Below are 26,378 nucleotides of genomic sequence, written 5' to 3' on the forward strand. Positions count from 1 at the left end.
GCACGGGCCTTCGTTGACACGATGTCGTGGGGAGGGGTGCTCGTGAGCTGAGGCTCCCTCTGGAGTGTGGTTGTGCACGCCCATTGCACAAGGGGAGTGGGTCGCTGGACGAGCGTGCCAGGGACGTCATTGGGGGATGTCCAAACATGAAGCCCATTCACATGCTGTGTCTGACGTTGCTGTCGTCCGTTGCCGCTCACGCCCAGGAGCTGGGCGCCGGACCGTCCGTCTCGCCCGCGCGCAAGACGGTGCTGGGAGTCTCCGTCACTCCCGATGAGCTGGGCGTGGTGACGCTGGAGGGAGAGCGGGTGGTGAGTCCCCGCGTGTCGGTGGGCCTGGGGCTGCGCACCGGGTTCACCCAGCAGAAGGGTTGGTCCGACTCCCTGGTGTCAGGGGAGCGGGAGAACGAGGCAGGCAGCTCCACCTTCGTCCTGGGCGTCGGTCCCCGGGCCCGCTTCTTCCTCGTGGGAGACGCGCCCGAGGGGCTGTGGGTGTCGCCGGGATTGGAGGTCACCCGTTCGTGGCGCCGCTTCGAGATAGAAGGACAGGCGAGTCTCAACGACAACGAGCAGCGCATCTGGAGCTTCGGTGCGACGGCGATGCTGGGCTACACCGTCATCCTCGGGCGAGGCCTCGCGGTGCAGGCGGGCGTGGGCGCGGAGGCCCGGCATGATTCGAGTCAGTACACGAGCAACGTCACGGCCAAGCCCGGGTACGAAGGGCTGTTCCCCGTGGGCGAGCAGTCGAACGAAGGGCGCTCGTGGGTGATTGACGAGCGGCTGGCGTTGTCGCTGGGCTGGGCCTTCTGAGCCGTCGCGTGGCGCTACACAGGCATGCCGTGCGCGCCGTCGCGTCGGCGGAGGCACCTGCGCGGGTGTTTTCGGGGGCCGGGGCGTCGGTGCGCTCCGGGGCGAAGCGGCAGGTTCCCCATCGTCTTCACGTCATGCACGAGGCCCAGCGTGGCCAGGGCCTTCACCGTCCACCAGCCCGGGTCCGGCTGTCGCCAGCCGAAGCCCATCCGGGCCGAGCTCGGGTAGGCGTGGTGGTTGTTGTGCCACGACTCACCCATGCTCACGAGGGCGAGCCAGCCCGCGTTGCGTCCCTGCTCCGCGCACCCGGGCAGCGCGTAGGGCTGCTCTCCCTCCACATGGCTCACGTAGTGGACGAACCAGAAGCCATCCTGCGTGAGCGCCAGTCGCACGAAGACACCCCAGACCACCCACGCGGGACCGCCTACCGCGTACAGCGCGAGCGCGAGGGGCACCTGGAGCCAGAGGCCGGCGCGCTCCAGGGCGATGAAGAAGGCGTCGTGCTCCAGGTCGGCGTCCACGGGGGGATAGACGCTCGCGTCTCGTGCGTGCCACGTGCGGAAGAGGGCGTGGGTCATCGCGCTGAGGAAGCCGTCGCGGTAGCCGAAGTATTCGGGGCAGTCGGCCTCGGGCTGGTTCTGGTGGAAGTCGCGCAGGTGGTGCATGCGGCTCATGCCGAGGGCGCCGCCGAGTCCCGCCAACGTGCCGATGAGGCCCAGCGTCCGTTCCACAGTGCGCGGTGCGCGGAAGGCCCGGTGGATGAGGCCGCGGTGGATGCCCACCGAGACGCCCAGGCACATGGTCACCCCCGTGAGCACGGCGAACACCGCGACCGCGCTCCACGAGAAGTACAGCGCGCCGCCGACGAGTGCGCCCAGGTGGAGAAGGCTCCACCGGAGCATCTTGCCCGCGTCCCACCGTGCCTCGCCCCACCCCGTGCTCTCCGCGTTCATGTGTCGCCCCTTTCGGAGCGGGTCCAACGCAAGCGCCCTGCCAGGGATGCACGGGCCTGATTCCAGGGACTTGAGCGGGCGCCAGGGCGCCACTGTCAACGGCGTTCACAGTGTGCCGCGCACCGCGTGGACGGTGGGACGCTCAGCGCTCCAGCTCCAACTCCACGCCGGGAATCCAGTGTCCGCGACGGTGTGCAGCTCCGCGCTGTTCGAGGCGAGTCGCTCCATGCAGCGTCCGCGACGGTGTGCGGCTCCGCGCCGTTCGCGGCGAGTCGCTCAGCGCTCCAGCCCCAGCTCCACGCCGGGAATCCAGTGTCCGCGACGGTGCCCATCCACCCGGACACCGTCGAGGTCCATGCCCAGCGCGCCTCTCACGGCGAAGTCGCCCGCCCTCCAGCGCAGGCCCGCGGCGGCGCGCGCGGACAGACCCAGCGAGTCGCCTTCTCTGCGGCCGGGCTTGTCCACCACCGTCATCAACCAGCCCACGCCCGCCTCCGCGAACGGGGCCAGCGTGCCTCGGCCGTTCAGTCCGCCCATGGCCAGCACGGACACGCGCTGAAGCGTGGCTTTGTCCACCCATGCGTCCGGTGCGAGCGAGTAGCTGGCCCGCACGCCCCACCGGACGATGCCGGGGCCCGGCACGCGCCAGGCCAGCGACAGTCCGCGTGCCACACCACGACCTCCCAGTGGCGGAGCGCCGAGCGTGAGGCCCACCTCCAGCCCCAGGGAGTGCGGCAGGCTCGATGGGTCCCCGGGTGTCACCGGATTGGAGAAGTCCACGATGGGCCCTCCCGCCGAAGCGACATAGCCCTCGTAGAAATCGCGCCCGAAGGGGAGGGCGAAGAGACCCTGGAGCAGACTCTCCTCGGCGGCGCCGCGCTGGGCCACCTCGGGAGGAGAGGGGCGGGGCAGTCGTCTGGCCTTCAGGTCCGCGAGCCGCACACGGGCCTCACCCCCGGGCGTACGCAACCAGTACGCGTCGCGCTTCGGCAACGCGAGGACCAGGGGCTCTCCCTCGGACTGATGCGCATCCGCGAGGCGCACGCCATTCGTGTCCTCCACGGAGATGCGCGCGCCCCCGGGCGTCGCCGGAAGGTCGAGGCGGGGACCCTCTGGAATGGGGCCGATGAGCGCGCGCGAGGGATTGAGCATCGGCGGGAAGGTGCGCAGCGCGAGCCTCGCCTGCGGAGATTTCACGCCCCGGATGGCGGCGGCGACGAAGGCGTCGAGCTCGCTGTACTCCACCTGCCCGTCACCGTTGACGTCCGCGCCACCCAGCAGCGCCGAGCGCGCCGCATGGCTGAAGACACCCGCGCGGATGCGAGACCACTCATGTGTCTCGCCTTCGTTGCTCTCCGCGAAGATGGCGCCCACGCTGGGGTGGCCCGCGAGCTGCTCCTGCTCCAGCGCGCGTCGCAACCTACGGAGCACCAGCGGGTCGGCGCCCCGGCTGCCCACGACGCCAGCCGCGTGGCAGGCATCCACCAGCAGGTGGACATAGTCCGCCTCGAGTCGCTCCACGACCCGGGTGTACAGGCCCTCCTGGTCCAGCCGGCCGTCGGCGAGCGTGAGGTAGGCGCGCGCGGACTCACCGGTGCGCCCATGGCCCACGTAGACGAACAGGAAGTCCACGGTGCGTCCGGCCGCGCGGTCCGCCGCGTTGAGCTGGGCCAGCGCCGCCACGGCTTCGTCGAGCGCGGCGAGCGTGGGCACGCGCACCCCCGTCAATCGCTCACGCTCCGCCTCGGCGGTGTCGGCATCGGCGACGGTGAGCAGCACCACCTCTACGCCCAGCCGCTGGAGTGTCTCCATCCAGCGCACGCCGTCATCGTCCGCGTAGCGCAGGGGAGGCATGCCCGGGGAGTCGCTTCCGTTGTAGGCGACGACCAGGGCGCGCCGCACCGGAGGTGGCCCCGAGGATGGGGTCGCCGGCTCGGCGAGGGACACCGTCGCGCAGCAGGCGAGCCACAGGACGACGACACCGCTGGGCACCGGAACCGTGCTGGGTCTCATGGTGTTCCTTCCGCGAACACAGCCGCGTCTCGATGGAGCCGGTGGCTCATGGCTTCCCCGCAATGCGGACGCGATGCTGCACGCGCACGACGTCTCGGACGGGTTCTCCGCGCGAGGCGGCGAGCGCGTCGGACGCACTGCTCGCGAACACGGCGGTCAGCTCCACCTCTCCCGTGTCGGGCAGTCTCGGCGTGAGGTCCAGCGCCGCCTCCGCGCCCGGAGACGCCTTCACCTCGAACGGTCCTTCCACCTTCAGCCCCTTGTCGGTGCGCACCGTCACCACGACATGCGTGTAGGGCGCACGTGCCCCGGCCGCGAAGGCCAGCGCCGCGCCGGCGGGACAGTCGCCCTGACCTCGGACCTCCCGAAGCTCCGCTTCCGCTGGCACGCAGAACAGTCGCATCACCGTCGCGCCCTGCCCCTCGCCGCGCGCGCCCCACTCCGTCGTGTCGCTCGGCAGGCTCAGCCACAGCAGTCCCGCCGCCGCCATCAAGCTGACCACCCACGCGCCGCCCACATGCCCCAGCGACGGCGAGTTCCACGCCTGAAGCACCCGGGCCCACAGCCTCCGCGCCAGGCTCCACGGCTCCCCCAGGTCCTTGTGCAGCCGGTCCGCTCGCGCTGCCTGTCCCGAGGACTCGGTCGACGACTCCCTCGCCAAGGTGGCGAGGACCGAGGGCAGCCCGCGCGACTCGAGCGACGCCAGCTCCCCCGGGGTGGGCACGGTGACGGTGTCGCTGGCGAACATGCGGCGCAGGTTCATCACCCGCTCGTAGCGCGCTCCACACCGCGCGCAGCCGCGGGCATGACGCAGCACGCGGCTCCACTGGCGAGGAGGCAGGACGCCCTCGTTGGCGAGGTGGACGAGCTGTCGGTCCACGTGCTGGGTGAACAGGGCCATGGGGAAACTCACTCGAATCAAGGCACGAAGAGGGGGAAGAGGAGCGCCAGCACCGCGGCCGTGGCGGCGGCGGAGGGCAATGCATCGGGCGAGTCAGCGGTGAGCCAGCCTTCGTTGAGGAGGAAGTCGGTCATCGCGCGGCGCAGCTTCGTCTCGCGCGTCCGCAGCTCCTGTCGGGACAATCCCAGCACCAGCCCCGCGCGCTCCTGGGACAGGCCCTGCACGAAGCGCAGGTCCGCGAGACGACGGGTCGCCTCGTCGAGTCCCGCGAGGAAGCGGTGCACCAATTCGCGCGTCTCTGCTTCCAGCGCGCGGTCCTCGGGCGAAGGTGCGTTGCTGGCCAGCCGCTCCGCCGTCGGCGTGTCATCCAGCGCCACCGCCTCGCGAGCGATGCGCCCCGCTGCCCTCAGCACATCCACCGCCGCCTGCCGCGCCAGCGCGTTGAGCCAGATGGAGTACGGCCGCACGCCGTCATACGTGAGCCGGGCCTGCTCGCGGAACGCGCGCACGAAGGTCTCCTGGTGCGCGGCCTCCAAATCCAACGGCCCCACGCGCGCCAGGCCCCCAGGTCCGCGCGACACGTACGTGCGCGACAGGAACCGCGCCACGTGCCCGGAGTAGGCCCGGTACACGCGGGTCAACGCCCCCGGCTCTCCCCGGCGAAAGGCCTCCAGCAACAGCGGGTCTTCCCTCAACAGTGACATGCCGTCCTCCCTCTCAGGGGGCCCCAAGCCCCTGGACCACGGCCGGCTCCACGCGGTCCGACTGCGTCCCATCACCCAACTGGCCCAAGGCGTTGGCGCCCCAGCACCGCACCTGTCCATCCCGCATCACCGCGCAGGTGCTCGTCGCTCCGGCCGACAGGTCCACGACGTCGTCGCCCAGGGCCGTGACCTCCACGGGCGCCGCGCGGCGGATGCGTGTTCCATCCCCCAGCTGTCCGTCGCCATTGAGTCCCCAGCACCGCACGCGACCTTCCGCGTCCAGCGCGCAGGTGAAGGAATTGCCCGCGCGCACCTGCCGCATGGTCGACGACAGCCCCACCGGCCGCACCGGCGTGACGCTGTCCAGCGCGGTGTCATCCCCCAGCTGCCCTTCGCGATTGAATCCCCAGCACTCGAGGTCGCCCATGCCCACGCGCGCGCAGGTGTGGCTCAGGCCCGCCGTCAGCGCGCGCACCGGCCCGCTCACGCCCCTCACCCGCACCGCCCCAGGCTCGGGCGTGGGATTGGCGAGGCCCGTGCCCAGCGCTCCGTACGTGTTGTCACCCCAGCACCACGCCTCTCCATCGGCGGTGGCGGCGCAGGTGTGGTTGGCGCCCGACGCGAGCACCGTGAGGTTGGCGGGGAGCCCCAGCACGGGCACGGGCCTGGGCGCCTTCCCCGCGAACGCTCCGCCGAGCTGGAAGAAGTTGTTCTCGCCCCAGCACATCACCTGTCCCCCCGCGTGCAGCGAGCAGGAGTGCCCCAGCCCCGCCACCACGGTCACCGCGTTGGTGCCCGCGCCCGGCACATCCACCGGCTCCAGTGCGGCCATCGTGGTGTTGTTGCCGAGCTGTGCCAGGGAGTTGTCCCCCCAGCAGCGCACGGTGCCCCCCTCCACCACCACGCAGGTGTGTTGTCCCCCGACGGCGAGCGCGAGCACGCCCGAGCCCAGCCCCCGCACGTCCACCGCCTGGGCCCGCAGCGCGCGCGTCCCATCCCCCACCAGCCCGACTCCGCCCCAGCACCGCACGCCGCCCGTCTCCAGCAGCGCGCATGCATGCTGGCTGCCCACCGACACCTGCCGGGCCAGGCCCCGCTGCTCGGTGTCGGTGTCGGGGCACGCGGCGACGTCCTCGTCGCAGTCCTCGGCCGTGGTGCTCCGGATGGGGTCCAAGCACGCGCTGGTCGACGCGAGGAGCAGCACGAGGAGGCCAACGCGACGCTTCATGGGGCTCGACTCTCAAGAAAAGAGACAGGCGGGTGCCGCGGAGAAAATGGCTCCGCGGCGCCCGCCCTTTGAACAGGGTATTTCTTGAACGAATGAGCCAGGGGAACGTTACGGCAGCGGGAAGAGATTGAGTGCGCTCCACGGTGAAGTGCTCGTGTCCACCGTCACCAGCCGGAAGCCCGCATCGATGCCAGGCCTGGGGGAGAGGGCGCCCGCGGCCACCGCGAAGACGCCCCGGCCCGCGAAGAACCCGAAGGGCACCTGGAAGCGCGCCGTCGGCGAGCGACTGGACGCCGCCGAGGCCGCCACGCCCACGTACACCTTGAGGTCGGGCAGCGACAGGCCCTCCGGCGCGGAGGCGAGTCGATAGGGAACGTCGTTGTAGGCCGCGTGCGCCGGGACGAGCCCACCCTCCAGTGGGGACACGTCCACCATCGGCGCGTCGGGCGAGGCATGCACCAGCCGCAGCCGCACGTTGCTCGCATCGGCGGTGAAGCCTTCGGAGAACGCGAGCAGCTCGAAGGGGGCGCCCGTCGGGTCCGCCAGGTCCTGACTGAGGAAGCCCGATGCCACCGTCAGATAGGACTCCCCGGCGACCAGCGCGGGCGTGGTCCGGGAGGCGACGGGGGCACCCGCGGGACGCGTGCCGCCGTGCACGGAGGCGAAGAAGTCCAGCGTGTAGCTGCCAGGAGGCACCTGGAGGGAAGCCGAGAGCTGGCCGAAGGCGAGGTTGTTCACAAGTTCCGTGTTGCCCAGGAAGAGGTCCACGGCGGGCGCGTCCGGCGAAGCGTGAAGCGCATAGACGACGGGATTCTGGCGGACCAGTCCGACACCCGCGGCCAGCAGGCCGAAGCCCCCCGCGGCGCTCGGCTTCTGGGAAAGCTGTCCGGTGGCGATGACGAACACCTCCCCACGCGAGGGCAGGGCGGGCACGGTGAAGGCCGTCACCCGCTGGTTGGCCGCGCGGATGCCCACCTGGAGCGCCTGTCCGGAGGGCAGCTCCACGCCCGTGGCCCCTGTGTCCTGGAAGCGCTGCAGGCCGGTGATTTCAGAGGAGCCGTCATCCCCCACGTCGATGGAGACGGTGGGCGCGTCCGCGCCCGCGTGGACGATGCGCACCCGCGTCTTGCCGTCGGCGGGAGGGTTGAAGCCCTCGGTGAGGGGCAGCACGCGGAAGGCGCTCGTCGCGTCGGTGGAGGCGAGCAGCCCCGCGGCCACCGCGCTCACGGTGTGGCCCGTGCCGAGCACGAGCGGCCCGGTGGAGTAGACGGGCGCGGACGAGGCCAGGGCTCCCGCCGCGCGCACCTGGACGTTGTACGTGCCCGCCGGCACGGTGGCGTAGGCGGTGGCGTCGCCGTACTTCACGTTGGTGAAGAGCGGCGTGGACTGGCCTTCCGCGTAGATGTCCACGGCGGGGGCGTCCGATGACGCGTGGATGACGCGCAGCTTCGCCTGGTTGGACGGCGTCTGGTCGGGCGGCGTCTCGTCCTCGCCGCAGGCCACGAGCGTGGACAGCGTGGCGGCGAGCGCCGCGGTGAGGCTGCGATGACGACTCCAAGGGCTCTTCGTCATGTTCCACTCCAGGGGTGTGGCCGTCGCCCATGGGGAGCGCGACCGTGTCTTCGGAGGGCCCTTACGGAACGAGCCGTGAAACCTGGTTGGTACCGTGTGTCCGGCACGGTGCGTCGGATGACTGTCCACCCGCGAGCAGTCGCCGGTCCGGATGTGGAATGACGCGGCGCGGGCGCGACAGCCGGAGCGCTGCTGCTAGCGTGCGCGCACCATGAACCCTGGACTGCTTCCTCTCGTCGTGTCCCTGCTCGCCGCGCAGGCGCCCGCGCCCGCTCCGGCGGCACAGGCCCCCAAGGCCCAGGCCTCCGCCAGCAAGCCCTCGCAGGTGCCAGGAATCGCACCGCTGGCCGGCCAGCCGAACCTGTGGGTGAGCAACGTGCCGCCGGTGCCGGAGGCGCTCCGTCAGCGAATGGAGCAGTACCTGGAGGCCCGCTCCGCGGCGCTCCTGGACACCAGTGATGACGGCAAGCAGTTGCTCATCACCACGCGCTTCGCGGACACCAACCAGCTCCACCTGGTGGAGATGCCCATGGGCGCGCGCACGCAGCTCACCTTCGCCAGGGAGCCCATCAACAGGGCGCTCTTCCAGCCCGGTGATTCGAACGTCATCTACTTCCTGCAGGACAAGGGCGGTGGGGAGTTCTTCCAGGTGTTCCGGTTGGACAGGCGTACGGGGCGCTCGGAGCTGCTGACGGATGGGAAGAGCCGGCACTCGGACGTGAAGGTCTCCCAGGATGGGCGGTGGCTGGCGTACGGCGGCACGGGCCGCAACGGCAAGGACACGGACGTGTACGTGGCGCCCACCGCGCAGCCGCGTCAGGCCCGTCGCCTCACGGAGCTGGAGGGCTCCTGGGCGCCGATAGCGTTCTCGAACGACGGCGCGAAGCTGCTGGTGGCGCAGGAGCGCGCCGTCGACGACGCGGACCTGTACGTGGTGGACGTGGCCTCCGGCGCGCGTCAGCGAATCACGCCCCAGGAGGGCAAGGGCGGCATCACTTCCGTCGTCTTCGCGCATGACGGCAAGAGCGTGTACCTGGCGACGGACCGCTACAGCGACTTCGCGGAGCTGTATCGGGTGGACCTGGACAAGGCGCCGCTCACCTCCGCGCCGGAGTCGCTGACGAAGGCCGTGAAGTGGAACGTGACGGACCTGGCCCTGTCGCCGGATGGCCGCAAGCTGGCGGTCGCCTTCAACGAAGACGGCTTCACCAAGGTGTCGCTGCTGGATACGCGTACGAAGGCCTTGGCGCCTCTGGACTCGCTGCCGAAGGGCGTGGCGTTCGGCATCAGCTTCCCGCTGAAGCGCTCGGACCTGTTGGCCCTGACGGTGGGGGACGCGAAGAGCCCCATGGACGTGTGGACGGTGGACTTGAAGTCGCGCAAGCCGACGCGGTGGACGCGCTCGGAGGTGGGCGGGTTGGACACGAACACCTTCGTGGAGCCGGTGCTGGTGCGCTACCCGTCCACGGACGGCGTGCAGGTGCCGGCGTTCCTCTACCTGCCCCGTGGCGCGACGGGGAAGGTGCCCGTCATCGTCAGCTTCCACGGAGGCCCGGAGGGGCAGAGCCTGCCCTTGTTCAGCACCTTCGCGCAGTTCGCCACGACGGAGCTGGGCATGGCGGTGCTGGTGCCCAACGTGCGCGGCTCGGAGGGTTACGGCAAGGCGTACCGGGCCATGGATGACGGCGTGAAGCGCGAGCAGAGCCTCGCGGACATCGGCGCGACGCTGGACTTCATCGCCTCGCGCAAGGAGCTGGATGCCTCGCGAGTGGGCGTCTCCGGCGGCTCCTACGGCGGCTACATGACGCTGGCGTCGGTGGCCTTCTATCCGGAGCGCTTCAAGGCGGCGGTGGACGTGGTGGGCATCTCCTCGCTGCCCAGCTTCCTGGAGAACACGCAGGCGTACCGACGTGACTTGCGGCGCGCGGAGTACGGCGACGAGCGAGACCCGGCGGTGCGCAAGGTGCAGGAGCGCATCTCTCCCTTGGGTTCGGTGGCCAGGATTCGCGCGGCGCTCTACGTGCAGCAGGGGGCCAATGACCCGCGCGTGCCGCAGTCGGAGGCGGAGCAGATTGTCCAGGCGGTGCGCCAGCGCTCACCGGACGTCTGGTACATGCTGGCCACCGACGAGGGCCACGGCTTCCAGAAGAAGGTCAACCGCGACTCCGCGCAGATGACGACGATGATGTTCTTCGAGAAGCACCTGGGCGCGCCCAGGAGTCCCGAGGCCACGGGCACGAAGTAGGCGAGGGGTGACACAGGCGTACCCCTGGGGGAGGAGCGAGCAGGCCGCGTGGCTGCTCGCGTTGAATGCAAATCCGGGGGGTTGCGTCACGGCGCATGGCGTCGCGGTATGCGGTGCACAGAGTGACGTTCATGGACTGGTCATCCAGGCCAAGGAGCTTTCCCGATGAAACGCTTTCTGAGCCCGCTGCGGCGGGGTGTGCTGGTGGCGGCGGTGGTGTTGGGGGCGGGGGCCGCGGTATCCGCGCCCAAGCAGGACGCCATCAACCTGCGAATCGCTCGTGAGCAGTACAACCTGGTGATGACGGCCGACGAGGTGACGGGCCAGGACTTCCAGGTCGCGCGGACGCCCGGTGGCCTGCGGGGGCGGACGTACCTGGGCGTCGTGGACGTGAAGCTCAAGGACGGCGAGGTGAGGGGCTCGCTGGGCAGCGCCCTGGTGAACCTCAAGGTGAAGCGGGACGGCGACACGCTGGAGGCCGAGGGCGGCTTCGGTGGGCGTCCGGCGAGCGTGAAGCTCACCCCGGACGAGATGAAAATCTACATCCGGGACTGCACGTACCGGCTGAAGGCGCGGGAGCCGGGGCGCTCCTACGCGGGCAAGCGCAGCTGCGACATGGCGACGGTGCCCGAGTCGGAGGTCTGGCTGCCGGACGAGTTCCTCGCGGCGAGCCCCGAGGAGAAGGTCACCCTGTTGCTGCTGGCGTTGTGAGTCCGGGGCGCGGCCTCAGCCGCGCGTGCGTGGCAGCTCCACGGAGAAGGTGGAGCCCACGCCCAGCTCGCTGCGCACGGTGATGTGGCCGCCCATGGCCTCCACAATCTGGCGCGAAATCCACAGGCCCAGGCCGAAGCCGCCGTAGTTGCGTTCGGACACGGCGCGCTCGAAGCGGTGGAACAGCCGCGACACGTGCTCCTCGCCAATGCCGATGCCACCGTCGCGCACCTCCAAGCGCACCGTGGCCTCGCCCGTCGTCATCACCACGAGGACGGGGTTGCCGCGCCCGTACTTCACCGCGTTGCTCACCAGATTCGTCAGCACCTGGTCGATTCGCAACTTGTCCCAGAGCCCCGCTGCTTCCGGCGCCAGCTGCAATTCCAGTCGAGTGCCCGTGCGCTCCAGCTCCGGCTCGAAGCGCTCCACCACCTCGCGCACCAGCATGACCAGGTCCAACGGCTCCGGGCTCAGCTCCAGGCGCCCGGCGCTGATGCGGGACACGTCCAGGAGCTCATGGATGAGCCGCGTCTGCCGCTTCACCTGTCGGTCCACGACGCCCAGCGCGCGCTCCAGTCGCTCCGGCGTCACGCCAGAGGGGGAGCGCTTCAGGCTCGTGAGCAGACTGTGCACCTGGAGCTGCAGCGCGCTGATGGGCGTCTTCAGCTCGTGGCTGGCGATGGAGAGGAACTCCTCGCGCAGCCGGATGGCCTGACGTGCCTCGCGGTACAGGCGCGCGTTGTCGATGGCGAGCGCCGCGCGGCGGGCCAGCTCCTGCGCCAGCGCCAGGTCTTGCGCGTCGTAGTCCCGCCGCGAGGTGACGAAGCTCAGCGCCCCCAGCGTCTGTCCCCGCACCTGGAGCGGCACGCACAGCCACGCGAAGCAGCCGCCCGCGTCGGGGGGACGCACGCACTCCGGCGCGTCCTCGCTCAGCCCCGTGCGCAGCTCCGCCTCGCCGGAGGCCACCACCCGGGCGACGACGAGCAGGCCCGGCGAGGGCTGTCCGTCCATCGCGTGATACTCCGCGCTCGCATGGGCCGCGGCCACGCACTTCACCGCGCCGTCCTCGTCCGCGAGGAACAGGCCGCAGCACTCCGCGTAGGATGGCACCGCCAGCTGCGCCACGCGCTCCAGCGTCTCCTCCTGCTCCAGGCTCGTGGCGAGGACTCCCCCCGCCTCGGCGAGGAAGCGCTGCGCGGCCTCGCTGCGCTGCCGCTCGGTGACATCCACCGCCATGCTCAGCACCTGCTCCGGGCCGCCGGCGGCGGGCTGCACCAGCGCCGTCCACAGCGCCACCTGCAGCGGCGTGCCGTCCTTGCGCTTGCGGTGCATCACCGCGCCACCCAGTGACTCGCCCCGGCCGGCCTTCTCGAGGTTGCGGCGGAACTCCTCGTGTTTGCCCTCGGGCACCACCGGCAGCACGGTGCCGAGCACCTCCTCCGCCTTCCACCCGAAGATGCGCTCCGCGGCCGGGTTCCACATCCGCACCGTGCCGTCCATGTCCACCAGGAGGATGGAGGCGGGGGAGGCCTGGATGATGGCCGCCAGTCGCTCGTTGGCCTCGGCCAGCTCCGCACGGGAGCGCTGCTCCTGCTCCAGCAGTCGCGCTCGCGCCACCGCCTGCCCGCCGTGGTGGGCCAGGAGCTCCAGGAAGGCGCGCTCGTCCGGGTCGAAGACGCGCGCCTCGGAGAAGGCGAACAGCAGCACCCCCAGCGCGCGGCCCTCCACGAGCAGCGGCAGGCACACCGACGCGGGCGCGGGCTTGCGCACCACGCGGTGACGTTGCTCGTCCACCTCGGGATAGCGGTCCGACAGCTCCTCGGGTGACTCCAGCCACACCGGGCGCGCCTCCAGCAGCGCCTCCGTCATGGGCGTGCGTCCCTCCAGGGGCAGCACACCGAAGGCCTCCATGAAGGACCGGGGGTCCTCGTAGCCCGTGCACCTCAGGAGCCGCGCGTTCCCGGCCTCCAGTCGCCACAGCGCGCCGCGCGCCGCGCCCACCGCCTCCACGCCCTGCTCGACGATGACCTCCGCCACGCGCTCCGCCGAGAGCACCTGGGACAGCTCCGCCGTCACCCGCTGGAGTCTCGCCAGGCGACCCGCGGCGACCTCCGCCGCCTGCCGGGCCTGCTTCTCCGCCGCGTACAGGCGCGCGATGTCCAGCGCCAGCGCGGCGCGGTCCGCCAGCTCCTGGAGCAGCAACTGCTCTCCGGCCTCGACGGGCTGCGCCGCCGCCGGGTCCTTCCACACGGTGAGGGTGCCCAGGCTCCGTCCGCGCGCGCGCAGCGGCAGCACCATCAGCCGGGTGAAGGGGAAATCCTCCAGCAGCCCATGCTGCTGCGGGGGCACCAGGCGGCGCAGCTCCTTCGGGTCCGAGTCGGGCACCCACAGCGCCTCGCCCGTGCGCAGCACCTCATGGGAAGGGCCTTCGTCCGCGCGCACCGCGGGAGGGCTGAGCGTCTGGAACAGCAGCCGGGCCTCGGGGGTGGAGGCGGCCGAGGCCACGGTGCGCAGCCAGAGTCCATCCTCGGACAAGAGCCGCAGCGTGCAGGCGGCGCCGAGCAGCGGCACCACCAGGGCGCACAGGCGGTCCATGACGGCGGGAGGCTCCAGGCTGGCATCGGCCAGCACCCGCGACGCCTCCGCCAGCAGGGCCAGCCGCTCTTCCACCTCCGGGGCGTGGGCCCCGAAGTGCCGCGCGTCTCCGTATCGGGATGCTGACATGGTCCTTGTGCCCCCGAGGCAGCATGGGAGCACGAGAGAGCAGTCCCCGGGGATTCCCCCGACGCCCCCACGGGCCCTCCGCCATGGCCAACCAACATACGCCCGGGTCTGACTGTTCGTTCTGGACGCACGCTCCGTCGCACACCGAAGGGTGGAGGCAGGCGAAGGCTATTTAGTCACACATGGACCTACCCGAGCGTTCGAATCCACGGAGGTGGTCTCCGCGTCCATTGCTCCTCCCAGGGGTTCGGCTAAAGGGAGGGCCGTGAAAGCCACCACCACCGGAGTACCGGGCGGCGAAGCGGTTCGGGAAGGCCCCGAGACCTTCAAGCGCACGACACTCCTGGCCCTCGGGGCCCTGGGCATCGTCTACGGCGACATCGGGACGAGCCCCCTCTACGCGCTGCGCGAGTGCTTCACCGGCCCGCACGGCATCCACCCCTCGCCCGAGAATGTGCTGGGGGTGCTGTCGCTCATCTTCTGGTCCCTGCTCACCATCGTCTCGGTGAAGTACCTCATGTTCGTGATGCGGGCGGACAACCGGGGCGAGGGCGGAATCCTCGCGCTGATGGCGCTGGTGATGCAGCGGCAGAAGGGCCAGCAGGCGCATACGGCCCGGCCCGTGCTCATCACCCTGGGCATCTTCGGCGCGGCGCTCCTCTATGGCGACGGCCTCATCACCCCGGCGATCACGGTGCTCAGCGCGGTGGAGGGCCTCAGCGTGGCCACGCCCGTGTTCGAGCCGTTCATCGTCCCCATCACCCTGGCCATCCTCGTGGTGCTCTTCCTGGTGCAGCGGCACGGCACGGCGGGCATTGGCGCGGTGTTCGGCCCGGTGATGTGCGTGTGGTTCTTCACGCTGGCGGTGCTGGGCGTGAAGGAGCTGGTGCACAACCCCGCGGTGCTCGGCGCGCTGTCTCCCACGCACGGGGTGATGTTCTTCGTGCACAACGGCTGGCACGGCTTCCTCGTGCTGGGCGGCGTGTTCCTCGTCATGACGGGCTGCGAGGCGCTCTACGCGGACATGGGCCACTTTGGGTACAAGCCCATCAAGCGGGCCTGGTTCTGGGTGGTGCTGCCGGCGCTGATGCTCAACTACCTGGGCCAGGGGGCGCTCCTGCTGCGGGACGCGAGCGCCGCGCGCAACCCCTTCTATCTGCTGGCCCCGTCGTGGCTGTTGTACCCGCTGGTGGCGTTGTCGGCGGTGGCGGGCATCATCGCCTCGCAGGCGCTCATCTCCGGGGCCTTCTCGCTGACGCGCCAGGCGATGCAGCTGGGCTACAGCCCGCGCATGGAGGTGGTGCACACCTCGGCGGAGGAGATGGGCCAGATTTATCTGCCGGGCATCAACTGGGCGTTGATGGCGGGGGTGTTCACCCTGGTGCTGACGTTCCGCTCCTCCAGCGCGCTGGCGTCCGCGTACGGCATCGCCGTGTCCACGACGATGGTCATCACCTCGGTCATGGCCTACATCGTCGCGCGTGAGCGCTGGGGCGTCAGCCGCAAGCTGGCGATGCCGGTGGCGGGCTTCTTCCTCGCGTTGGAGCTGGCCTTCTTCAGCTCCAATGCGATGAAGCTGGCGGACGGCGGCTGGTTCCCGCTGCTGCTCGCCGTCATGGTCTTCACGCTGATGACCACGTGGAAGCGCGGGCGCGACATCCTCGCCGCCAAGCTGCGCGCCTCCAGCATCCCCCTGAAGGAGCTGCTGGGCAGCTTCGGCGACCACCCGCCCGTGCGCGTGCCGGGCACCGCCATCTTCATGACGGGCAACGCGGACGGCACGCCGCCGGCGCTCTTGCACAACCTGAAGCACAACAAGGTGCTGCACGAGCAGGTGGTGCTGCTGACGATTCAGTCGGAGGACGTGCCCCACATCCCCGCGGCCGAGCGCGTGGAGGTGGAGCCCCTGGAGCAGGGCTTCGTCCGCGTCGTCGCCACCTACGGCTTCATGGAGAACCCCAGCATCCCGGACGTGCTCAAGCGCTGCCGGGAGAAGGGGCTCCAGTTCCAGCTCATGGGCACCAGCTTCTTCCTGGGACGGGAGACGCTGATTCCCACCAAGCGGCCCGGCATGGCCGTCTGGCGCGAGGCGCTCTTCGCGTGGATGAGCCGCAACGCCCGCAGCGCCACCGCCTACTTCCGGATTCCACCCAACCGCGTGGTGGAGCTGGGCAGTCAGGTGGAGCTGTAGCCGACGCCCGCGGTTTCCCGGCCCTTCGTCTCCCGGAGGGCCGGGCTTCCTTCCAGGTGTCGCTCCGGCCCGGGAGCCTCCCGACAGGTGAGGCCCCGGGCGGAAAATCCCCCGGAAAATCCCCCGGCGGAAAACCCCCGCCCGCTGGAAAAGGCCTCCACCGGCCTGGAATGGGTGCCTGGACTGGAATCCTGCCGGTCCACCATCACTTTCCCTACGGTGTTCGGAAAGACGCACTGCGTCTGAGTGCCCAGTGACGGTGTAACTCTGCGGAAACACGGCGACGACTCGGGCGATAATGGGGTGAGTTGAACCCCACGCGAGCCCTGACGCTTCGCGTCGCGTGTGGGTTCTGGGTGTCTTTCGACACACTCCTGGTGACACGGAATCGGTGATTTTGTCCTGCTGGGACATAAAATTACCGCCGCACAGGCAACAACTGACCCTCAGGTGCGAGAATGTTTTCACCAGACAGAAATATTTCTGTACTGGCGGAAGCCTGCTCGGTTACAGTGCTTTCAGGTGTCGCGCACAACCCTGTGTCCGAACTGAGGTCAGCCACCATGCTCGACGTCGCCCCCCACGCCGCCGCCTCGATCCTCTCCTCCGGTCTGTCGTCTTCCGCGTCGTCGTCGGTGGTGACGCCCTGGACGGAACAGCCGCTGCGCGACTGGTCGAACCTGGCGCCGCACACGGTGCTGAGCGCGCAGGAGCTCTACCCGCGCATCTGCGTGAGGGACCCGTACTTCGCGTTGAAGGACGTGACGGTGATGGGGCAGGGCGAAGTGGTGGCGCGCATCCCGGTGCAGCAGGACCCGGACGCGGAAGCGGGCCTCATCGGAATCGCGGAGGCGGGGCGCCACATGGCGATTCTCGGCTCCTGCGCCGCGGCGTTGGTGACGCCCAAGGACGGCCAGCACTTCTATCTGGCGTGTGGCGCGCGCGGTGAGTGGCTGCGCCGCGAGCCGATGGCGCGCTCCACGGACCTGCTCTGGGGCCTGGCGCAGGCGAGCTTCACGGGCAAGCGCACCGCCACGGCGCGCACGCTCTTGTCCGCGCCGGACGGCACCCCGGTGTTCCGCCTGGAGGTGGACTACAACGTGCTGTCCGCCGCCGCCTTCACCCGCCTGTTCGGTGAGGCCCGGGTGGAGATGCGCCGCGAGCCCCGTCGCGAGGACAACGTGCAGCGCACCCCCGAGGAGTGGGCGCGGCTGCGGCAGAACCCGTACGGCAAGGCGCTGGCCCTGCGCGACTGGCGCCCGGACGGTGAGAGCCTCACCGCGTCCCTGGGCCCCGTGACGGTGGACATGTGCAAGGGCCACTTCGCCCTGCACCCGGTGATGCCCGTGGCCATCGTCGCCAGCGGCATGACGCGCGTCGCGACCACGCTGCTGCGCAAGCTGGAAGGCGCGCCCTGGGCCCGCGTGCTCGCCAAGAACGTGAACCTCAAGGCGGACAGCCTCGCGTACGCCGGTCAGACGGTGGTGTTCGGCGCGGCGCGCCGCTCGCACGACGGCGCCGACCACGTCTTCACCTGCCAGGCCTCCGTGGGCGAGCGCGTCGTCGCCGAGCTCGACGTCACCTTCGAGCGCGTGGAGTAATCACTCCCACGTGATGTCGTAGTCCACGCGGTCGATGCCCTGCGGATGGGCCTTCGCCGTGCCCTTGAGCCCCAGCACCTTCAGCGCGCCGGTGAGGATGCCCTCGTGATACGCGGGCGGCAGCATGTCCCGGCGGACGCGCAACGTGCCGGACTTGGGCCCCGTCGTCACATACTCGCGGGTGCCGTACGTGACGGCCGCGCTGTAGCCCATCTGCGCCCCTGAGAAGAGCTTCTGTGGGTCTCCCCGGGAGATGATGCCGAAGATGAGCATCCCCGGGCCGGTGGAGTAGCGCGTGACGTTGGACTCGCCGCACGCGTGATACACGGCGTTCTCGGTCCCCATCTCCTGCTCCAGCGCGTCCGCCGCGACATAGAGGAGGTTGATGAACTCCTGCACCGGATAGGTGCGCAGGTCGGAGTAGTCCTTCGCTAGGTCTCCCACGCGCAGCTTCTCCAGCGTGGCCAGTCCGGCCTTCTGCTGGACGAGGCTGAACACCGCCTTGAAGAACAGTCCGCGTACCGCGTCGCCAGGTTGCGTGGCCGCGAGGCGCGCGGCGAGCTCGGCTTTGTTGGACGGCATGTCTCGGCTCCTGCTCCGGTCCGGGCCCCGATGACGGAAGCGTGCTCAGCTTAGCCTCACTGCCAGAGCGGACGCAGGCGAAGGGCCCTTCGCGCGAGCATCCGCTGTCGCGAGGCGACTCGACACGTCCGGTGTCCGCCGCCTCCCTTCCAGGTCGCCTCCCGCTCACACCTCGTCGAGCAGCATCGGCTTGAAACCCGCCGCGTCGCACGACGCCAGCACGTAGCGCACACCCGCGCGCTCCCCGGTGAACCCCGCCGGGATTCCCGTCGAGTGCAGGTGTCCGTACACGCAGACCTTCGGCTTGAACGCTTCAATCGGCTCGCTGAACGCCGTGGGCTTCTCGTTCGCGTACAGCGGAGGGAAGTGCACCGCGGCCACTCGCACCAACGGTATGGGGCTGGCCGCTTCCTTCTTCTTCGCGTCCTCGATGGAGACCGCGAGCCTGCGCGTCTCCCGTTCCACGTAGCCGTCGTTGACGGGCTCGTCGCCCATCTCTCCGCCGGGCATGGGGGGCGCCTCCGGCGCTGTCCACAGCCGCGTGCCGGCAATCACCCACGGCCCCATCACCGCCGCGCTGTTGTGCAGGAACGCCTCCAGCGTGCGGAACGGCTCCAGCAGCTTGCGCAGCTTCGACGCCGAGTCTCCCCACCAGTAGTCGTGGTTGCCGCGCACCAGCAGCTTGCGCCCCGGCCGCGCGTCCAGCCACGCCAGGTCGTCCATCACCTCGTGCGCGCGCGTCGCCCAGGAGATGTCTCCCGCGACGATGACCACGTCGTCCGGCCGCACCATGTCGTCCCACGCACGCTGGAGCGGAAGCGGGTGGTCCGTCCATCCGAAGCGATGCATGTCCTTCTGTCGCGTGGAGGGCAGATGGGTGTCGCCGATGCCGAAGAGCCGCATGCACCCCTCATAGCGGATGATTCGACCGCCGGGCCCCTGAACTCCACGTGCCCCCGCCCCCCTGTCTTCCAACCTCAATCCGGCCCGATGCGAAAAGACGAGTAATACGAGAATTGTCGTAAAATCAGTTTACGCCGGGGCTGTCTCGAAATGCGCCACTGCGACAATGGCGGCCATTCGGAGGGTGAGTGGAAGTAGGTCTGATGTGGGCGTGCTCGTCATTTCAACGGGTTGAAATGTTCAGTCGGATTTCTCGGAATGGGGCGGAGGGTGGAGAGGTGGAGCATGGATGCTCCACCTTGGGGGGCGCGAAGGGGTGAAAAGCGGGGATTGAGCGGCTGGCATGCATGCTGCTCACGGGACCGCGCTGCGCCGCTCCCGTGGACGGGGGCGGACCGAAGAGCTGCTGACCCCCCTCGAAGGAGCTCCCCATGCACGTGATGTTCAAGACGTTCGCGGCCACCGCCGCGGCCCTGGCCCTGTCTGCCTGCGGACCGCAGCCAGAGGCGCCGCAGGAGGCCCCCCCGGCTTCCACGGAAGTTCCCTCGGGCGCGGCGGATGACGCGGCCCGCGCGGTCGCGGACGCGGCCCGTCGTACGCCGACGGAGCTGGACGCGCTGTTCGCGCAAGCGGCGAAGGAGTTCGACGTTCCGGTGAGCCTGCTCAAGGCCATCTCCTATACGGAGACGCGCTGGGAGCATGTGAAGGGTGAAGAGGAGTTCGAGGGCCGCCCCGCGGCGTTCGGTCTGCTGGCCCTGCGCGGCGCCAAGGTGACGGACGGCGCGGCGCTGGCGGGTGTCTCCGCCGAGGCCGTGCGTGACGACCGGCTGGCCAACCTGCGCGCTGGCGCGGCGCTGCTGTCGAAGTACGCCACCGAGGCGGGCATCGACCGGACGGACCTGGGTGCGTGGGCGCCGGTCGCCGTGCAGTTGACGGACATCACCGACCCGGACGTGCAGGCGCACTACATCCACAATGACGTGTACGCGGCGCTGCGCGAGGGCGCGGGCGCGTTCACTCCCGAGGGCAAGGTGGCGGTGTCGCTGGACGGCGCCCAGGTGGAGGCGAAGTTCGCCCTGCCGAAGATGCAGGCGCTGGCGGCGGGCCCGGACTACGCGGCCTCCATCTGGCGCGCGTCGCCCAACTTCAACGCCCGTCCCGCGGGCACCAACGTGTCGATGATTGTCATCCACACGTGTGAAGGTGGCTACGCCGGGTGCTGGGGTTGGCTGGTCAACTCCGCGTCGGGCGTGAGCGCGCACTACGTCGTCAACGAGAGCGGCAGCGAGATTTCGCAGCTCGTGCGCGAGTCGAGCCGCGGTTGGCACGTGGGCGCCAGCTACGCCTGCAGCCTGAACGGCAACGTGGACTGCGGCCTCAACGGCGTGTCGGTGAACCACTTCTCGGTGGGCATCGAGCACGGCGGTTTCGCCAGCCAGTCGTCCTTCCCGGCGGGCCAGATTGACGCGTCGGCGAAGCTGTCCTGCGACATCACGAAGGGACAGGGCATCACCCGCGACAGCTACCACATCGTCGCGCACGGCCGGCTCCAGCCGTCCTCGCGCACCGACCCGGGTCCGAACTGGCCGTGGAGCAGCTACATCTCGAAGATCAAGAGCTACTGCGGTGACGGCGGCACGCCCACGGGCACCATCATCGTGGACAGCCACAACGCGAACAACGACTCCACCAAGGCGCGCACGGACGTGCCGGCGTCGTGGGCGGCGGGCACCAGCGCGGGCTACTACGGCAGCGGCTACTACTACGCCTCCACGCAGCCCATCTCCGAGCCGGTGGTGTTCAACTTCTACATGGCGTCCGCGGGCACGAAGACCATCGACGGGTGGTGGGTGGCCGGCACCAACCGCTCTGCGGCGGCGCCGTTCATCATCAGCCACACGGGTGGCGACAGCACGGTGACGGTGAACCAGCAGGCCAACGGCGGCGCGTGGGTCGCCCTGGGCACGTACAGCTTCGCTGCGGGCTGGAACCAGGTGAAGCTCAGCCGCTGGGCCACCGAAGGCTACGTCGTCATGGCGGACGCCATCCGGGTGCGATGACGTGAGGAAGCAAGGCCGAGAACGGATGCCGCGTTCCTGGCCGTGGCGAGCGCGGTGGAGTCTTGCCGCGCTCGCCGTGCTTGGCGTCGGATGCTCCGGCCGGTGTGGCGGGGCGTCGGGCGCCGGGCCGCTGTCGAAGGAGGAGGCACGCGCCATTCCGGGCGTCGTGGTCTTCCTGTCGGAGCGGGCGGGACAGAAGGACGTGTGGCAGGTGGGTCCCGACGGGACGGAGACGCAAATCACCCGAGGCCCCGAGGACGACTACCCCGGCCCGGTGTCTCCGGACGGGAAGTCGTTGCTGGTGGTGGCCGTGCGCGAGCAGGGCGGGATTCAGTTCCAGCAGCTCCGAGTCCAACCCCTCGCGGGTGGAGACGCGGTGCCGCTGCATGCCCCCAGGGCCCGGGCGCGCAACGCGAGCTGGGCGCCGGATGGCTCGTGGCTCGTGGCGGAGTCGGATGCCCAGGGCTTCAGCGACCTGGTGCGCCTGGAGCCTCGCGAGGGCGCGCCGGAGGTGCGGCTGACACAGGTGAAGGAGGGCTGCTTCGAACCCTCCATCTCGCCGGACGGCAAGGAAGTGGCCTTCGTGTGCAGTCGCGAGGGCGACCCTGAAATCTACGTGACGAAGGCGGACGGCACGGAGGAGCGGCGTCTCACCGCCTTCCACCGCGAGGACCGCTCTCCGCTGTGGAGTCCGGATGGACAGTGGCTCGTCTTCGTCAGCGACCGCGAGGACAAGGAGCGGCTCTACCTGGTGCGCCCGGATGGCTCGGACCTGCGCGCGGTGTCGGGGAGCGGCTTCTCCGGCGACGAGCGCGAGCCGGCCTTCAGCCCGGACGGACAGCGTCTGGTCTACGTGAGCCGCGCGCCCGAGGGACTCAGTCGCCTCTGGATGGTTCCGGTGGCGGGAGGCGCGCCGGTGGCGCTGACGGACGGAACGCACCGCGACGACATGCCGGCGTGGAGCCCCGACGGGAAGTACCTGGCCTTCACGTCGGAGCGCGAGGGCAACACGGACGTGTACCTCATGCGCGCCGATGGCAGCGGCCAGACGCGGCTCACCACCGCGAAGGCGCCGGACTGGCTTCCTCGCTGGGTGGCGCGCCGCTAGGTCTCAAGTGATTCCCTTCGACCCGGGCCCCTCTGGAAGAAGAGGCGGCTCCGGGCTCGCGGGGTCCTTGGGGGCCGTGGGCACGCTGAAGCAGAAGGTGGCGCCCCGGCCCGGCTCGCTCTCCACCCAGATGTGGCCGCCGTGCGCTTCGATGATGAGCCGGCAGATGTAGAGCCCCAGCCCCAGGCCCTGGGTGTCGGACGCGCTGCCCTGTCGCGTCCGGTAGTACTTGTCGAAGACGTGCTCGGTGTCCTCGCGTGCGAGCCCCGGGCCTTCGTCTCGCACCGACACCACGACCCAGCCCTCGCGAGACGATGCGCGCACCACCACGGGCTTGTCGGGTGGACCGTACTTGGCCGCGTTGCCCAGCAGGTTGGACAGCACCCGCTCCAGGCGTCGGGCGTCCACCCAGGTCATGGGCAGCGGCGTCGTCACCTCCAGGCGGAAGCGCTCGCGCAGGTCCGGAGGGACGTCCCGCTCCAGCACGTCCTCGAGGAAGCGCACCACGTCCGTCCGCTCGCGGCGCAGCTCGATGCGGCGGGACTCCAGGCGCGAGCCCTCCAGCAGCTCTTCAATCATGGAACTCATCCACGCCACGTTGCGGAGGATGGCGTCCGTGAGCAGCTCCTCGCGCTCCAGGTGACGCTCCTTCAGGGCGCGCAGCAGCATGCTCGCTCGCAGGGTGATGCCCTGCAGCGGGTTGCGCAGGTCATGGGAGATGAGGCTCACGTACTCCTCGCGCAGCCGCTCCAGCTCGCGGTGGGGTGTGAGGTCATGGCCGGTGACGACGACGCCGCGCTGCTCGCCTTGCGGCCCGAGCACGGGCGCGGCGGTGATGAGCACGGGGGTCGTCCTTCCATCCGGGCGCACGAGCTTGACCTCGACCGGGCCCACCACCTCTCCACTCTTCGCCGCCCGGCTCGAAGGCAGCTCCTCCATCTTCATGGGACGTCCGTCTGGATGGCGCAGTCGGCTCAGGTACGAGCCGCGCTTCGCTCGCGCCGGAAGCGGCCCGAGCAAGGTCTCCGCGAAGGGGTTCGACACCAGGGTGCCCTGCTCCGGGTCGATGAAGAGCACACCCACCGGTGCGTGATTCAGCACGGCCTGGAGCAGACCGCGCTGCACCTCCGCTTCCTCGTGGGCGGCTCGCAGGCGGTCGGTGGCCTGCTCCCGCTCGGTGACGTCGCGGAGCACGGCGAGCAGGCTGCCACCCTCGGGGCCAGGAACCTGGCGCAGGCGTGCTTCCAGGGGCACCCGGGTGCCATCGGCGCGCAGGCCATGCATGGCGCGTGCATTCGACAGGCCCCCCAGGCTGCGTCCGCCGAAGAGTCCCTCTGGCACGAGCAGCTCCACCTCGCGGCCCAGCAGTGACTCGCGCGGATGGCCGAACACGCGCTCCGCCTCCGCGTTGACGAAGCGCAGCAGCCCCTCCGGGTCCACTATCAACAGCGGCTCCGGTGTCGTCTCCAGCAGTCCCCGGTAGCGAGCCTCGGAGGCCTCGAGCGCCGCGGTGGCGCGTCGACGTCCCGCCTCCAGCCTGTCCAGGGCCCGCGCGGACAGCAGCACCAGCACGGCGCCGCCCGCGCTCAACAAGGTGGCGAAGATGGGCAGCTTCGCCTCGCGACCGAGCATCCCCTCCAGGCTGAGCAGCGACAGGGCCGCGCCCAGGAGCGACGGCCCCAGGATTGCCACGGGCACGAGCCGACGCGCGAGGAACCCACCGAGCGTGTCCCGCGTGATTCGCCCCGCGAGGCCCCGCTCCGGCCGCGCGCAGAGCAGGCCCACGCCGAGCAGCAGCACCCCCAGCGCCGTGTACAAGCCCATGCCACGCCTGGGGGGAAGGGACTCGCCGCCCGACGCGAAGAGCGGACCGAGCAGCAGTCCATTGAAGCCCAGCAGCGCGACCAGCAGCGCCGCCACCACGAGCGCGTCCCGCCACACCTGTCGAGTCCCGGCGCGGTCCGGTAGCAGCAGGGCACTGCCCAGGAACAGCACGCAGAGGGGCGTGAGGGGGGAGGGGAGAATCGTCGCGCTGAGGACACCGAAGGTCCTCGCGAGGAAGGACTCCAGCGCCGGTGGCAGGCCCGCCACTTCCTGCAGCAGGCTGATGCAGGCGATGAGGCACATGCCCACCGCGCAGAGGGAGGACAGTCGTCGGCGCGCGCGGGAGGGGCGGGTGGGCAGGTACAGCCCGAGCGCCACGCCTCCGAGCACCAGCGCGACGCCCGTCCGTGGCGCCGTCATGGGCATGCCCGCGGCTTCTGGCCACGGTGAGTGCGCGAAGAGGGCCCAGCCGGCGAGCGAGAGCAGCCCCAGCAGAGGCGCGCCCGCCACCGCGACCCAGGCGAGCGCGCGGGCCATGGCCTGGCTGTGGGACTGGGCCCTCCAGGTCCGATTCATTGGCGTCCCCCCGGAACGCACGGGTGCTTCCGCCAAGGGTGGGCGGCCGTGTCACGCGCGGCGGCCCGCTGCCTCGTTCCTCACGCACCTGTCCGGGACATGGATGCGCATGCGCGCCCCCTCGCGCGTCGCACGGCGGGGCAGGGTGCCCGCCTGAGTGCCGCTCACGGGGGCGGATGGAGTCCGGGGTACAGGGTGAGCACCAGGCCCCAGCCGGGAGCGACCGCCACGTTGCGCGCCACGTAGGTGTCCTCGCCCTCCACGCCCAGTCGGAACGTCTCCGCGTCCCCGGCGGTGTGGACGTAGAGGAACAGGCCCTCCGCGGAGGTGCCCGCCTGGTTGACGCCGTTCAGGTCCGAGGTCGGGTAGTAGATGCGCTCCGTCAACTCGCTCCGGTCCGGCACCACGCGCACGCCGGCGCGAGGCTGGCCGTTCTCGTCGACGACACGGCCCAGCGCGAAGCCCGCGTCGCGAAGGGTGCGGGCCCGGTCTTCCGTGTGGCCGCGCAGCAGCGGCTCACCCATGGCCGTGCACAGCGCGTCGTGGAACTGCTCCGGCAGGGCCCAGGCGCTCGCTTCAATGACATCCGTGCGAGGCCGCGCGCCGGTGAAGACGCTGTCGTAGACGACGGTGACGGTGCGCACGAAGCCCGGGCCGTTGAGCCCCACGGCCAGCCCCTGGTGCACCTCGCGCACGGGGACCTCCGTCACGGCGAAGGCGCCGTCTTCGGCGATGGCGCCCGTGCCGAACGTCGCATTGAGGTCATTCACCGCCACGCGCAGCGGCTCCTCGATGGCGACGGGCATGCCGCCGAGCGAGGGCACCGGTTGTCCCAGGGACGTGAGCAGTCGCGCGGCCTCGGGCAGCACCTGCGCCTGCCCGCTGACGCGGATGCGGAGATTGTCCAGGTCCACCGACTCGGCGTCCTCGGTCTGGAAGCCGGGGTCCGGAGCAGGTCCGCCGGAGCCGCAGCCGGACGACACGAGCCCGAGAAGTACACAGGATGCCAGCAGGATTGGGCGCTTCATCGGTCGGCAACATTTCCATGCCCCCGTCGAGCGGCAATCCGCCCGCGAACGCTCCGTCCCCTGTCCGACGCCGCAAACACAGACACCGGGCCGTCACTCGCCTGGGAAGCACGAGGGACGCAGCCCGGTGTCGGAAATCCATCAGCCGTGGAGGGCGGGGGTGCCGCCCGTGGGCTCAGCGCCAGCCGCCCTTGTTGTCCTTGGAGTTGCTGGAACCACCGCGACCACCCGGCGCGGACGAGCCGCCACCCGAGCTCTTCGGGGCGCTGCTGCCGCCACCGCCGCCCCAGCTTCCACCGGAGCTCCGGCCTCCGCCGCTGGTCCCGCCACTGTTGCTGCCACTGCTGCTGCGTCCGCCACCGCTGCCCCAGCCGCCGCTGCTGCTGCCGCCACCGCTGCTTCCACCGCTGCTGCTCCCGCCACCGCTGCTTCCACCGCTGCTGCTCCCGCGTCCGCCACCGCTGCCCCAGCCGCCACTGCTGCTCCCGTTGCTGCTGTTTCCGCGGTCGTTGTCGTTGTCGCGATTGCCTCGGCCATTGCCACCACCGGAGCTGCCGCCACCGTCTCTACTTGCGGCAGCCCCGCCGTGGCTTCACAGGGGTGCAGTGCTTCGGGACGCAGCTCCACGGTGTGCCCAGAGGTCAA

The 26,378-nt window shown here is 70.5% G+C and carries 19 protein-coding genes; 7 read left to right on the plus strand and 12 right to left on the minus strand.

Going from position 1 to position 26,378, the window contains the following annotated elements; all coding sequences use genetic code 11:
* Window positions 1–146: 146 nt before the first annotated feature.
* Entirely contained in the window at window positions 147–809 is a 663-nt protein-coding gene (locus HUA78_RS44580) for a hypothetical protein (protein WP_174478993.1), read from the plus strand.
* Window positions 810–823: 14 nt separating this feature from the next.
* Here the strand turns inward: HUA78_RS44580 and HUA78_RS44585 are convergent, their stop codons facing one another.
* The 7 genes from HUA78_RS44585 to HUA78_RS44610 form a co-directional block, all read right to left on the minus strand.
* A complete protein-coding gene (locus tag HUA78_RS44585) occupies window positions 824–1,762 on the minus strand; it encodes an acyl-CoA desaturase (RefSeq protein WP_174478994.1) in 939 nt (312 codons plus the stop codon).
* A gap of 105 nt (window positions 1,763–1,867) precedes the next feature.
* A complete protein-coding gene (locus HUA78_RS47390; RefSeq protein ID WP_256433625.1) occupies window positions 1,868–1,990 on the minus strand; it encodes a hypothetical protein in 123 nt (40 codons plus the stop codon).
* A gap of 48 nt (window positions 1,991–2,038) precedes the next feature.
* Window positions 2,039–3,775 (minus strand): caspase family protein, encoded by a 1,737-nt coding sequence (locus tag HUA78_RS44590; RefSeq protein WP_174478995.1) that lies wholly within the window; start codon window positions 3,773–3,775, stop codon window positions 2,039–2,041.
* A 46-nt stretch (window positions 3,776–3,821) separates the two neighbouring features.
* Window positions 3,822–4,676 (minus strand): hypothetical protein, encoded by an 855-nt coding sequence (locus HUA78_RS44595; protein WP_174478996.1) that lies wholly within the window; start codon window positions 4,674–4,676, stop codon window positions 3,822–3,824.
* A 17-nt stretch (window positions 4,677–4,693) separates the two neighbouring features.
* Window positions 4,694–5,380, minus strand: coding sequence for an RNA polymerase sigma factor (locus HUA78_RS44600; protein WP_174457066.1), 687 nt, complete (start codon window positions 5,378–5,380; stop codon window positions 4,694–4,696).
* 13 nt (window positions 5,381–5,393) lie between these two features.
* A complete protein-coding gene (locus HUA78_RS44605) occupies window positions 5,394–6,608 on the minus strand; it encodes a chromosome condensation regulator RCC1 (RefSeq protein ID WP_174460126.1) in 1,215 nt (404 codons plus the stop codon).
* Window positions 6,609–6,716: 108 nt separating this feature from the next.
* Window positions 6,717–8,180, minus strand: coding sequence for a DUF4397 domain-containing protein (locus HUA78_RS44610; protein WP_174457064.1), 1,464 nt, complete (start codon window positions 8,178–8,180; stop codon window positions 6,717–6,719).
* Between the two features lie 211 nt (window positions 8,181–8,391).
* Here HUA78_RS44610 and HUA78_RS44615 point away from each other — a divergent pair, with 211 nt between their 5' ends.
* Together HUA78_RS44615 and HUA78_RS44620 are read left to right on the plus strand one after the other, a co-directional pair.
* A complete protein-coding gene (locus tag HUA78_RS44615; RefSeq protein ID WP_174478997.1) occupies window positions 8,392–10,425 on the plus strand; it encodes an alpha/beta fold hydrolase in 2,034 nt (677 codons plus the stop codon).
* Window positions 10,426–10,590: 165 nt separating this feature from the next.
* Entirely contained in the window at window positions 10,591–11,136 is a 546-nt protein-coding gene (locus tag HUA78_RS44620) for a hypothetical protein (protein WP_141644048.1), read from the plus strand.
* A 15-nt stretch (window positions 11,137–11,151) separates the two neighbouring features.
* Here the strand turns inward: HUA78_RS44620 and HUA78_RS44625 are convergent, their stop codons facing one another.
* Entirely contained in the window at window positions 11,152–13,860 is a 2,709-nt protein-coding gene (locus HUA78_RS44625; RefSeq protein WP_174457062.1) for a GAF domain-containing protein, read from the minus strand.
* A 229-nt stretch (window positions 13,861–14,089) separates the two neighbouring features.
* On the opposite strand from HUA78_RS44625, the gene HUA78_RS44630 reads away from it, so the two are divergent.
* Together HUA78_RS44630 and HUA78_RS44635 are read left to right on the plus strand one after the other, a co-directional pair.
* Entirely contained in the window at window positions 14,090–16,051 is a 1,962-nt protein-coding gene (locus HUA78_RS44630) for a potassium transporter Kup (RefSeq protein ID WP_174467539.1), read from the plus strand.
* Window positions 16,052–16,614: 563 nt separating this feature from the next.
* Complete coding sequence (locus HUA78_RS44635; RefSeq protein ID WP_141644045.1) at window positions 16,615–17,652, plus strand: hypothetical protein; 1,038 nt, start codon at window positions 16,615–16,617, stop codon at window positions 17,650–17,652.
* On the opposite strand, the gene HUA78_RS44640 is transcribed toward HUA78_RS44635, so the two are convergent.
* Together HUA78_RS44640 and HUA78_RS44645 are read right to left on the minus strand one after the other, a co-directional pair.
* Window positions 17,653–18,234: a TIGR02265 family protein gene (locus tag HUA78_RS44640; protein WP_141644044.1), complete on the minus strand. Its 582-nt coding sequence runs from the start codon at window positions 18,232–18,234 to the stop codon at window positions 17,653–17,655.
* Between the two features lie 165 nt (window positions 18,235–18,399).
* A complete protein-coding gene (locus HUA78_RS44645; protein ID WP_141644043.1) occupies window positions 18,400–19,137 on the minus strand; it encodes a metallophosphoesterase in 738 nt (245 codons plus the stop codon).
* 431 nt (window positions 19,138–19,568) lie between these two features.
* Between HUA78_RS44645 and HUA78_RS44650 the strand changes: the two genes are divergently transcribed.
* The gene (locus HUA78_RS44650; protein ID WP_141644042.1) at window positions 19,569–21,197 is read left to right on the plus strand and encodes an N-acetylmuramoyl-L-alanine amidase; all 1,629 of its coding nucleotides are present in this window, start codon (window positions 19,569–19,571) and stop codon (window positions 21,195–21,197) included.
* A gap of 25 nt (window positions 21,198–21,222) precedes the next feature.
* Complete coding sequence (locus HUA78_RS44655; protein ID WP_174457060.1) at window positions 21,223–22,305, plus strand: LpqB family beta-propeller domain-containing protein; 1,083 nt, start codon at window positions 21,223–21,225, stop codon at window positions 22,303–22,305.
* 3 nt (window positions 22,306–22,308) lie between these two features.
* Here the strand turns inward: HUA78_RS44655 and HUA78_RS47595 are convergent, their stop codons facing one another.
* Complete coding sequence (locus HUA78_RS47595; protein ID WP_305798553.1) at window positions 22,309–24,666, minus strand: ATP-binding protein; 2,358 nt, start codon at window positions 24,664–24,666, stop codon at window positions 22,309–22,311.
* A gap of 203 nt (window positions 24,667–24,869) precedes the next feature.
* The gene (locus HUA78_RS44665; protein ID WP_174478999.1) at window positions 24,870–25,733 is read right to left on the minus strand and encodes a carboxypeptidase regulatory-like domain-containing protein; all 864 of its coding nucleotides are present in this window, start codon (window positions 25,731–25,733) and stop codon (window positions 24,870–24,872) included.
* Window positions 25,734–26,378: the final 645 nt, after the last annotated feature.

The organism is Myxococcus sp. CA033, from assembly GCF_013336625.1.
GTDB lineage: Bacteria > Myxococcota > Myxococcia > Myxococcales > Myxococcaceae > Myxococcus > Myxococcus llanfairpwllgwyngyllgogerychwyrndrobwllllantysiliogogogochensis.

Coding starts and splice junctions, on each gene's coding strand:
- HUA78_RS44635 (WP_141644045.1), top strand. CDS start 16,615: ATGCTCGACGTCGCCCCCCACGCCGCCGCCTCGATCCTCTCCTCCGGT.
- HUA78_RS44600 (WP_174457066.1), bottom strand. CDS start 5,380: ATGTCACTGTTGAGGGAAGACCCGCTGTTGCTGGAGGCCTTTCGCCGG.
- HUA78_RS44665 (WP_174478999.1), bottom strand. CDS start 25,733: ATGAAGCGCCCAATCCTGCTGGCATCCTGTGTACTTCTCGGGCTCGTG.
- HUA78_RS47595 (WP_305798553.1), bottom strand. CDS start 24,666: ATGGCCCGCGCGCTCGCCTGGGTCGCGGTGGCGGGCGCGCCTCTGCTG.
- HUA78_RS44650 (WP_141644042.1), top strand. CDS start 19,569: ATGCACGTGATGTTCAAGACGTTCGCGGCCACCGCCGCGGCCCTGGCC.
- HUA78_RS44590 (WP_174478995.1), bottom strand. CDS start 3,775: ATGAGACCCAGCACGGTTCCGGTGCCCAGCGGTGTCGTCGTCCTGTGG.
- HUA78_RS44585 (WP_174478994.1), bottom strand. CDS start 1,762: ATGAACGCGGAGAGCACGGGGTGGGGCGAGGCACGGTGGGACGCGGGC.
- HUA78_RS44625 (WP_174457062.1), bottom strand. CDS start 13,860: ATGTCAGCATCCCGATACGGAGACGCGCGGCACTTCGGGGCCCACGCC.
- HUA78_RS47390 (WP_256433625.1), bottom strand. CDS start 1,990: ATGGAGCGACTCGCCTCGAACAGCGCGGAGCTGCACACCGTCGCGGAC.
- HUA78_RS44595 (WP_174478996.1), bottom strand. CDS start 4,676: ATGGCCCTGTTCACCCAGCACGTGGACCGACAGCTCGTCCACCTCGCC.
- HUA78_RS44615 (WP_174478997.1), top strand. CDS start 8,392: ATGAACCCTGGACTGCTTCCTCTCGTCGTGTCCCTGCTCGCCGCGCAG.
- HUA78_RS44605 (WP_174460126.1), bottom strand. CDS start 6,608: ATGAAGCGTCGCGTTGGCCTCCTCGTGCTGCTCCTCGCGTCGACCAGC.
- HUA78_RS44620 (WP_141644048.1), top strand. CDS start 10,591: ATGAAACGCTTTCTGAGCCCGCTGCGGCGGGGTGTGCTGGTGGCGGCG.
- HUA78_RS44640 (WP_141644044.1), bottom strand. CDS start 18,234: ATGCCGTCCAACAAAGCCGAGCTCGCCGCGCGCCTCGCGGCCACGCAA.
- HUA78_RS44610 (WP_174457064.1), bottom strand. CDS start 8,180: ATGACGAAGAGCCCTTGGAGTCGTCATCGCAGCCTCACCGCGGCGCTC.
- HUA78_RS44645 (WP_141644043.1), bottom strand. CDS start 19,137: ATGCGGCTCTTCGGCATCGGCGACACCCATCTGCCCTCCACGCGACAG.
- HUA78_RS44580 (WP_174478993.1), top strand. CDS start 147: ATGAAGCCCATTCACATGCTGTGTCTGACGTTGCTGTCGTCCGTTGCC.
- HUA78_RS44655 (WP_174457060.1), top strand. CDS start 21,223: ATGCCGCGTTCCTGGCCGTGGCGAGCGCGGTGGAGTCTTGCCGCGCTC.